This is a genomic window from Pedobacter sp., from assembly GCF_035566355.1.
GTDB lineage: Bacteria > Bacteroidota > Bacteroidia > Sphingobacteriales > Sphingobacteriaceae > Pedobacter.
In genome coordinates this window covers 1-9,297 of record NZ_DATMRL010000191.1, presented here as the reverse complement: position 1 = coordinate 9,297, position 9,297 = coordinate 1, and the positions used below count along the sequence as shown (strand labels likewise).

General features: G+C 42.1%; 11 protein-coding genes and 1 pseudogene. All 12 read left to right on the top strand.

All coding sequences use genetic code 11. The annotated features are described in order from the left end of the window. Positions 1–220: pseudogene (locus tag VNZ46_RS07580) on the top strand (porphobilinogen synthase); the annotation flags it as partial. Between the two features lies 1 nt (position 221). Further along, positions 222–1,595: a glutamate-1-semialdehyde 2,1-aminomutase gene (hemL, locus tag VNZ46_RS07575; RefSeq protein WP_325559472.1), complete on the top strand. Its 1,374-nt coding sequence runs from the start codon at positions 222–224 to the stop codon at positions 1,593–1,595. A 32-nt stretch (positions 1,596–1,627) separates the two neighbouring features. Continuing rightward, positions 1,628–2,494, top strand: a complete 867-nt coding sequence (locus VNZ46_RS07570; protein ID WP_108553081.1) for a sensor histidine kinase — start codon at positions 1,628–1,630, stop codon at positions 2,492–2,494. A 5-nt stretch (positions 2,495–2,499) separates the two neighbouring features. After that, positions 2,500–3,207 carry a response regulator transcription factor gene (locus tag VNZ46_RS07565; protein ID WP_108553082.1) on the top strand — a complete coding sequence of 236 codons (708 nt, stop codon included), beginning with the start codon at positions 2,500–2,502 and terminating at the stop codon, positions 3,205–3,207. Next, entirely contained in the window at positions 3,207–3,722 is a 516-nt protein-coding gene (locus VNZ46_RS07560; RefSeq protein WP_325559471.1) for a hypothetical protein, read from the top strand. The genes VNZ46_RS07565 and VNZ46_RS07560 overlap by 1 nt, the downstream gene beginning before the upstream one ends. A 15-nt stretch (positions 3,723–3,737) precedes the next feature. Next, positions 3,738–4,760 carry a uroporphyrinogen decarboxylase gene (hemE, locus tag VNZ46_RS07555; RefSeq protein ID WP_325559470.1) on the top strand — a complete coding sequence of 341 codons (1,023 nt, stop codon included), beginning with the start codon at positions 3,738–3,740 and terminating at the stop codon, positions 4,758–4,760. 6 nt (positions 4,761–4,766) lie between these two features. Then, on the top strand, positions 4,767–5,309 hold the full coding sequence (locus tag VNZ46_RS07550; RefSeq protein WP_133780067.1) for a CopD family protein: 543 nt from the start codon (positions 4,767–4,769) through the stop codon (positions 5,307–5,309). Positions 5,310–5,312: 3 nt separating this feature from the next. Then, entirely contained in the window at positions 5,313–6,440 is a 1,128-nt protein-coding gene (locus VNZ46_RS07545; RefSeq protein ID WP_325559469.1) for a hypothetical protein, read from the top strand. Between the two features lie 127 nt (positions 6,441–6,567). After that, entirely contained in the window at positions 6,568–7,071 is a 504-nt protein-coding gene (locus VNZ46_RS07540) for a sigma-70 family RNA polymerase sigma factor (RefSeq protein ID WP_325559473.1), read from the top strand. Further along, positions 7,052–7,792 carry a hypothetical protein gene (locus VNZ46_RS07535; RefSeq protein ID WP_325559468.1) on the top strand — a complete coding sequence of 247 codons (741 nt, stop codon included), beginning with the start codon at positions 7,052–7,054 and terminating at the stop codon, positions 7,790–7,792. Before VNZ46_RS07540 ends, VNZ46_RS07535 begins: the two co-directional genes overlap by 20 nt. Positions 7,793–7,801: 9 nt before the next feature. Beyond that, positions 7,802–8,614: an outer membrane beta-barrel protein gene (locus tag VNZ46_RS07530; RefSeq protein ID WP_325559467.1), complete on the top strand. Its 813-nt coding sequence runs from the start codon at positions 7,802–7,804 to the stop codon at positions 8,612–8,614. A gap of 76 nt (positions 8,615–8,690) precedes the next feature. After that, on the top strand, positions 8,691–9,297 hold a 607-nt coding region (locus tag VNZ46_RS07525; RefSeq protein ID WP_325559466.1), incomplete at its 3' end, for an ABC transporter ATP-binding protein.

Here is a 9,297-nt window from a genome sequence, read left to right as displayed (position 1 = left end):
TTACCTGGATGTCATGCAGAATCTGAAACAGCACACCGATCTTCCCATAGCCTGTTATAATGTATCCGGAGAATATTCAATGGTGAAAGCAGCAGCAGAGCGTGGATGGATTGATGAACAAAAAGTAGTAATGGAAACCATGCATGCCTTCGCCAGAGCAGGAGCAAGCATCATTACCACATACCATATTAGAGATATTGTAGAAAAGAATTGGTTGTAATATGTTAGAGTCTTTAAAAAAAATGTTCTCCGGAAATGAGGGCGACATGCCTGTAAACACCGGAAGCAAACCAGATATTTCAAGGGAAAAGTCTGCAGAATTGTACGAAAAAGCCAAAACATTCTTTCCTGGCGGAGTGAACTCACCGGTAAGGGCTTTCAAGTCTGTTTACGGAACACCCCTATTTATACAAAAAGGCGATGGTTGTTTTGTATGGGATGCCGATGGAAACCAGTTTATTGATTTCTGCGGAAGCTGGGGACCTTTGATTCTCGGGCACAACCATCCAAAAGTAAGAGAAAAAGTGACAGAGGTAATGCAGAACGGAATGAGCTTTGGCGCACCAACCGCACTGGAGAACGAACTGGCAGAACTGATCGTAAAAAATAATAAACACGTAGAAAAGATTCGTTTCACCAGTTCTGGTACTGAGGCCGTGATGTCTGCCATCAGACTGGCCAGAGGTTATACTGGCCGCGATAAGATCCTTAAATTTGAAGGCTGTTATCACGGACACTCCGATTCTTTATTGGTTAAAGCCGGCTCGGGTCTGGTTACCTTTGGAGAAACTTCCTCTGCAGGAGTTCCAAAATCTTTTGCGGAAGAGACCATTGTTATTGGCCTGAACGATAAAGAAGCGCTAAAGAAAGCTTTTGAACAATTCAAAGACCAGATTGCGGCAGTGATTATAGAGGGAATTCCAGCAAATAACGGTTTACTGATCCAGGATCCTGACTATGTTGAATTTTTACAACAGATCTGTAAAGACAATAAATCCCTGCTCATCTTTGATGAGGTCATTACCGGCTTCAGATTAGGTTTTGAAGGTGCGGCCTCTTATTATGGGGTAAAACCTGATATTGTTACTTATGGTAAGATTATTGGCGGAGGTTTACCCGTAGGGATGTATGGTGCCTCGGCAGAGATCATGGCTCACATTTCTCCCGATGGAGGAGTATACCAGGCTGGTACTTTATCGGGCAACCCGGTAGCTATGGCGGCAGGAATTGCACAGCTGACTGAATTGTTGAGATCTGGTTTTTATAAAGAACTCAACAGCAAAGCAGGTGAATTTGCAGAAAGCATTCAAAGATTTGCCACAGCAAGAAACTATAAACTAAAAGTATTCCATGTAGGGTCTATTTTCTGGATGGCTTTTACAGATAAAGACAAAATCCAGACTGCAGAAGATATTGACCCGGCAAGCATGGAGAAATTCAAGCTGATGCACAGGGAATTGTTGAACCGCGGGATCTATTTTGGTCCTTCCGGCTATGAAGTAGGTTTCGTTTCCGCTGCACATACAAAAATTGAACTGGAAAAGGCAAAAAGAGCCATATTCGAAGCTCTGGATATCGTTTTCAGAAACAAGTAATATTTGGTACATTAGATTAGTAATCAGAACAGATGAAGAAGTCGATCGTCATATTTTATTTCCTGTTGCTGTATAGCCTGGTGCAACTCATTTCCTGGGGAACACTGGTGGTTAAACTACAGCCATCCAGAATGGCGATGATCATGGGTGAAGGTTCCGTATTTTTGTTTTTGTTGTGTATAGGTGCCTATTTTCTGCATCAGTCCATCAAAAAAGAAGACCGCCTGCACGAACAGCAAACCAATTTCCTCTTGTCGGTTACCCATGAATTGAAATCTCCTTTGGCTGCCATCAAGTTATCTATCCAAACCATCATTAAGAGAGACCTGGATAAAGCACGCCAAACGTCTTTACTGTCCAATTCCCTGAAAGATATTGAGCGTTTGGACGACCTGGTAGAAAATATGTTGTTGGCTACTAAGATTGAGAACCGTTCTTATTCTTTTCCTAAAGAGGAGTTTGACTTTTCCGAACTGGTTACTAAAATTACAGATCGTTTGCAGATCCATACCTGTGGCTGTGAGCAGGTCATTAAATCTAAAATACAGCCCGGCATCAAAATCAGTGGAGATGCATTTGCTCTTTCTTCTGTAGTCACCAATCTGGTGGAGAACGCAGTTAAATATTCCGGGCCGTGTGCGGAAGTGAGTGTAGAACTTGCCCAGCAAAACGGGCATGCCTTTTTGGCAGTTTCGGATAAAGGACCAGGCATACCGGATGACGAAAAGATGCTTATTTTCGATAAATTCTATCGTGTGGGTGATGAAAGTGTGCGGAAAGCAAAAGGAACGGGTTTAGGCCTGTTTATTGTTAAAGAAGTATTACAAAACCACGACGCCGATATCAGCGTTAAAGATAACGTACCGCAGGGTACCATTTTTGAAGTAACATTTAGTTGATCATTATGCCACAGAAATTAAGAATATTACTGGTCGAAGATGAAGACCACTTATTAGATGCCATAAAATTAAATCTTGAATTAGAAGGTTATAAAGTACACGCTGTTAAAGATGGCAAAACAGCTCTTAAAATATTCAAGGAAGAACGTTTTAACCTGATCATCCTGGATGTGATGCTGCCGGAAATGGATGGCTTCCAGGTTTGTGAAACCATTCGTTTGGAAAATACCGAGGTTCCAATTCTTTTCTTAACTGCAAAAAATACCAGCGAAGACAGGGTAATGGGCTTGAAAAAAGGTGCGGATGACTATCTGGTGAAACCATTTAACCTGGAGGAACTGATCCTTCGTGTAGGTATCCTGGTGAAACGCAGTATGAAAGCAGATGATCTGAAGGAATTGAATTCTTATAAAATTGGCGATAAAACCATTTATTTCAACTCTTTTGAATTGAAACAGGATGATGGTGTTGTTGTTCCATTGACCAAGAAAGAAACCATGCTGCTTAAATTGCTTATTGAGCGCAAGAATGAAGCCGTTTCAAGGGAGCAGATCCTGGAAACCGTCTGGAATTATGATGTTTATCCGTCTACAAGGACCATTGATAACTTCATTTTAACTTTCCGCAAGTATTTTGAACCAGATCAGAAAAATCCGGTATACTTTCATTCCATCAGAGGTGTAGGCTATAAATTTACGGATATACACAGTTAATGTTTAACGCAAAGACCAGGTATGGCCTGATGGTGATTTTTGCCATCGCAGCCATTGCATGCCTGATATACCAACAATATCAACTGGCCGCTTTTGGCGGTCTTTTGCTTGTTATCCTCATTTGGAGCCACTTTAAACAGAGTTCTGTTTTACTGGCTTCCAAGCATTTTAAGAAGAAGGACTACGAAGCAACAGTCGAAGCTTTGGCAGAAGTTCCGGATCCGGAGCGTCTGGCTAAGAACAGGAGAGGATATTATGAATTTATGCTGGCCAATATCGCCCTGCAAAGTGAGGAGTATGAGGAAGCAGAATATCATTTTCAGCTGGCCAGCAGATTCCCCTTAGGTGGCAAAACAGATAAGGCCTTCGTCATGATCCACTTAGCCAATCTTGCTTTAAGAAAGAAGGATAAGGTAAGGATACTGGCCTATATAGAGAAAGCAAAGGAACTGGCCACAACACCAAAAGCCAGAGACATAATTAATAAATTAGAGAAAGAAGCGAACAGCTTATAAAACCATTAAATTTAGATGAACACGTTATTTTTAGATGCAGCATTTTCGAAGCAAACAGAACGTCCGCCGGTATGGATGATGCGCCAGGCAGGCCGTTTTATGCCACAATACTGGGAAATCAAAAACAAATATTCTTTCCTGGAAATGTGCAAAACCCCTGAAATTGCTGCTGATGTAACGATGTTGCCAGTCGATTTACTGGGTATTGATGCCGCCATTCTTTTTTCAGACATCCTGGTTACAGGCGAGGCTATGGGCGGAGACCTGAGTTTTACCCAGGGCGTAGGTCCTAAATTTGCGAACCCTGTACGAACACTGGCCGATGTAGATGCACTGGAAGTAGATGTGCTTGACCGTTTGCAATACGTAGCCGACGCGATTAAAGTGATCCAGCAGCGTTTAAACGGAAGCATTCCGTTAATTGGCTTTGCAGGGGCACCATTTACAGTAATGAGCTATTTGGTCGAAGGTGGTTCTTCCAAAGATTTTAAGACCACCAAACTCATGTTGCACAACCAGCCTGAGGTAGCCCATAAACTATTGGCTAAAATTGCTAAAGTGACAGCCGATTATCTGAACCTTCAAATCGCAGCAGGAGTAAACGCCATCCAGATCTTTGACAGCTGGGCGCAAGCCCTGTCCTGGAATGATTATCAGGAATTTTCTCACCGCTATATCCAGGAAATTATTGCCAACCTGAACAGAAAAGACATCCCTGTGATTTCTTTTTGTAAAGGAAGTTCTGTATTTGCTCCGATCATGGCACAGGCCAAGCCAGATGTGATTTCTGTTGACTGGAATGCAGACCTGTTGAACATCAAAAAGAGCCTGCCTGCGGGTATTGCTGTCCAGGGGAACCTTGATCCGCATATTCTATATGCAGACAAGCCGGTGATCAAAAAACATATCCTTCAGTTGTTTGAGCGTATGCGTGGAGAGAATGGATTTATCTTTAATCTGGGACATGGTATTATGCCGGATATTCCGTTTGACCATGTAAAATACGCGATTGAAGTGATTAAGGATTTTAAATACTAATTCATCATGGCCTATTCCTACATACTCGCTGTTCATATCATCTTTGTGGTAAGCTGGATGGCGGGTCTGTTTTATGGAGTCCGCTTGTTCATTTACCATACAGAAGCTAATGACCGCCCGGAAAATGAGCGGATCATCCTGCAAAAAGAGTATGAGAAAATAGAACATAAACTGTGGTATATTATCACGACACCCGCTATGATTTTAACAGTGCTGGCGGGTGCTACAATGATCTTTTTAAGGCCAGGGTACCTTTTGGCACCCTGGCTTCATGTAAAACTGGCATTCGTGGCCGGGTTATTGATTTATCATTTCATTTGTCAGCGTATTATGAAACAAATGAAAGCAGGTATCTTTAAATTAAGTTCGTTCAGACTCCGGCTCTGGAATGAAGTAGCCACCATTTTCCTGGTAGCCATTGTATTTACTGTAGTACTTAAAAGTGCAGTAGACTGGGCTTATGGATTGGTTGGACTCATTGCTTTTTCTATGGTGATCATGATGGCTGTTAAATGGTATAAGGGGTACAGGAGGAGAAACGGCGAGTAATCTATGAGGAGATGTTTAGTGCTGGTTTTCCTGCTGTTCTTAGGGAAAGCCTCTTTGTGCCAGTTTAATAATGCTGCTTTAGAAAACCGCATCCGACCAGACAGCAGTTTAACAGGAGAACTTCATTTTGATTTTTACAACCTCAACTTTGTAAGAAATTACGAATACACCAATAACTTTCATGATGGTTATACCATATACGGGGCACAGTTTCAGCCCCAGCTGGTTTATTATGCCCATCCCAACCTCGCCTTAACCGGTGGTGTGTTTTACCGTAAAGATTTTGGAAATGGCGGTATCTCTCTGGTCAAACCATTGTTCAGCATCAAATACCAGAAGAATGATCTAAGTCTGATCTTTGGTAGTCTGGAAGGAGGAATTCAGCACCATTATGTAGAACCTATCTACGATTTCGAACGCCAGCTCACCAATCCCCTGGAATACGGTACACAATTCCTGCTGGAAAAAAAGGTGATTAAGCTGGATGCCTGGATTGCCTGGCAAAACATGATCTATAAAGGCTCAGACTATAAAGAGGAAATCATTGGCGGTCTTTCTATGGAGGCTACAGTGGCGGAAAATAATGGATGGAAGCTCAGCCTTCCGGGCCAGTTTCTTGCTCAGCACCGGGGCGGACAGATTGATGAACTGAAACAAATCCCTGTACAGACCCTATTCAACGGCGCTACAGGAATAAAACTGCATAAAAAATTCCAGGGCAGGGTCAAAGAAGTGTATACCGATAACTATATCGTTGGCTATAAAGACCTTTCCAAACAAAGAGATCAGAACTATCTGGGCGGGTTCGGGCTTTGGCTTACCGCAGGAATGGATACTAAATATGGAAGCCTGCTCGCCACTTACTGGGGTGGAAATAATTTTATTACAATTAAGGGCATGCCATTGTATGAATCTGTCTCTGAGAACCTCTATGATCAGGGCTTTACCCAAAACCACCGCAACGTATTGTCTGTCCGGTATGCCTATCAAAAGGAACTCTTGCCAAACTTTTACCTGGATGTTCGGTTTGAACCCCATTTTGATCTTGATCATGCTGACCATCAGCTACAATTCAATCATTCTTTCTTCCTAACCTACAAGAAGAGTTTCAAACTTCTTAAGATTAAATAATTATTTTTACCGGCGTGCAACCTTTGCCTCATTTCATTCATCTTCTTTGAACTAAACACACAATGATTTGACGCTAACCTATACGATAAATGACTTGATTGACGGGTGCAAGGCCGGAGAGCGAAAGATGCAGGCGGAGCTATATAAGCAAACTGCGTCGAAAATGCTGATGGTCTGTATGCGTTATGCAAAAGATAAAATGGAAGCAGAAGATGTGCTGCAGATTGGCTATATAAAGATTTTTCAAAAAATAAGGGAGTACAGAGGTGAAGGATCTTTTGAAGGATGGATGCGGCGGATCATGGTGCATACAGCGATTGAAAGTTACAGAAAGAACCTCAAATACCTCGGCCATGTGCAGATAGAAGAGGCTTTTGAGCAGCCCTCTACCGGATTTGATTTCGGTACCCTGGGTATGCAGGACTTGCTGAATATTATTCAGAAACTAGCCGATGGGTACCGGCTTGTTTTTAATATGTATGCCATAGAAGGATACTCACACAAAGAAATAGCAGAAACACTTGGGATCTCAGAAGGCGCCAGCAAATCACAGCTGTCCAGAGCGAGAGCCATCCTGAGAGAAGAAATTATAAAAATGGAGGCCATAAATTATGCATCACACACAGGATAAAGAATTTGACCGGTTGTTTAAAGACCGGTTTGACCAGGCAGAGCTGGAACCTTCTGCGGGCTTATGGGATAAGATAGAGCCACAGCTGCAGCCTGCAGTGAAAAAACATTTTCCGGTATACTGGATGGCAGCGGCATTGGCTGCACTGGCCCTTACCGCTGGTTTGCTGTTCATCAATAAACCGGAGAAGATCCGTCTTCAGGGACAGCAGGAAAATATGGCACGTGTAGAAGATAAACCAGTAACTCCGGTCGTGAATAACAATACATCAGATCGAACAGCGATTCAAGAGGTTGAAATCAGTTCTGTTGTATCCGGGGAGTCAGATAAGAAAGTCTCTATACCGGTAGTCGTTCCTGCCTCTGCAAAAAAAGACCTAATAGTCATGCAACCTATTCCCACCGACGATCATCTTAAGGTTATAGTAGAACATGTAAAACCCGTGGTACAGCAGTCTGCAGAAACCTTACAGGAAGAAGGACAAAAGACACTTGCCGCGGCAGGTACAGAGATGAATGAACCAGACAAAGTGATTAACGATAATGAACAGGCAGAGAGAAAAGGCATCCGGAATTTTGGCGACCTGGTCAACTATGTTGTAGACAAAGTAGATAAAAGAGAACAGAAAATCGTACGCTTTAAAACAGATGATGATGATGAATCCTCACTGGTGGCCATTAATATTGGATTTATAAAATTTAACCCGAAGAAACACAAATAAACCAGCAATATGAAGAGAATAGTTCTTGCAGCACTTTTGGTAAGCGGACTTACCAGTGGATTGAGCAGTAACGTAATGGCCCAACAGGATACGACTGCAAAAAAGAAGAATAAATTTGAAATCACGCATGGAATTGGCATCAGCATAGCATCAAATTCCAATAAAACAGATAGTACAGGCAAAAAAAGTGCAGCCAAAGGCCGTTTTATAGGTGGAATTACCATAACCAGAATAGACTGGGGTTTTTCCAGGCTGATTGATAATGGCAGTTTTACGCTATCTCCAAAGAATGATTTTCTGAGCTACAGAGGAGCTAAGACCAGTACATTTTCTTTCGATGTGATTCAGTTTGGCTACCGTTTCAATCCGAACTTTAAAGTATATCTGGCCGGCGGATTTGACTGGACACTGATCCGTTTAAGAAAAGACATTACCATACAGCGGGGTGGGACCGACCTGACTTATGTGGAAGACAATATCCATTACAGCAAAAACCGATTCTCGAACAGTTATGTACATATTCCACTAAACTTTGAATTCCGGACCAAAGAAAATCACGATGGCAAACGCTTTTACTTCGTAGTGGGCCCTGAAGTGAGTTTCCTGCTTAATGGAAAAATCAAACAGATCAGTGATGAAAATGGAAAAGTTAAAACCAGGGATGACTACCACTTCCAACCTTTCCGTTACGGAGGAACTGCCCGTATAGGTTATGGATGGATCGGGCTTTTTACCAAGTATTATTTCAACGATATGTTCGACAGCTCCGGGCAAAAAGGTTTGAAAAATATGTCCTTTGGTATTACCATAGGACTGAATTAAGAAATATACATACACAAATAAAACAGAATCCTGCGGTTTGTACTGCAGGATTTTTTTATATCCTTATCTTTACAGGGTGAAGCAACAAATCATCAGCGTAAAGAACTTAACCAAACAATATCAGACAGAACAGTCATCTGGTGTCCGGAATATCAGTTTTGATATTGAAAGCGGAAAAATCGTAGCTATTCTGGGCGAAAGTGGCAGTGGAAAATCAACTTTACTGAAGTGTATTTATGGCCTCCTGAAAACAGATGAGGGCGAAGTACACTTTAAGGGTAAACGAGTTCTTGGTCCGGACGAACAGCTGATTCCGGGACATAAAGAAATGAAAATGGTGACACAAGACTTTTCATTGAATATCTATGCCAAAGTTTACGACAATATTGCTTCTATGTTGTCTAATACCGATGTTCAGGGAAAGAAAGAGAAAACATTTCAGATGATGCGGCACCTCAACATTGAACATTTAAAGGATAAAAAGATCACCCAGTTGAGCGGGGGCGAGCAGCAGCGTGTAGCTATAGCAAAAGCTTTAGTAAGCGATACCTCCCTGCTTTTATTAGATGAGCCCTTTAGCCAGGTAGATGCCTTGCTGAAAAATCAGCTGCGTGCAGACATTAAAAGGATAGCGGAAGAAACAGGTGTTACCGTAATAATGGTTTCACACGATCCTGCCGACG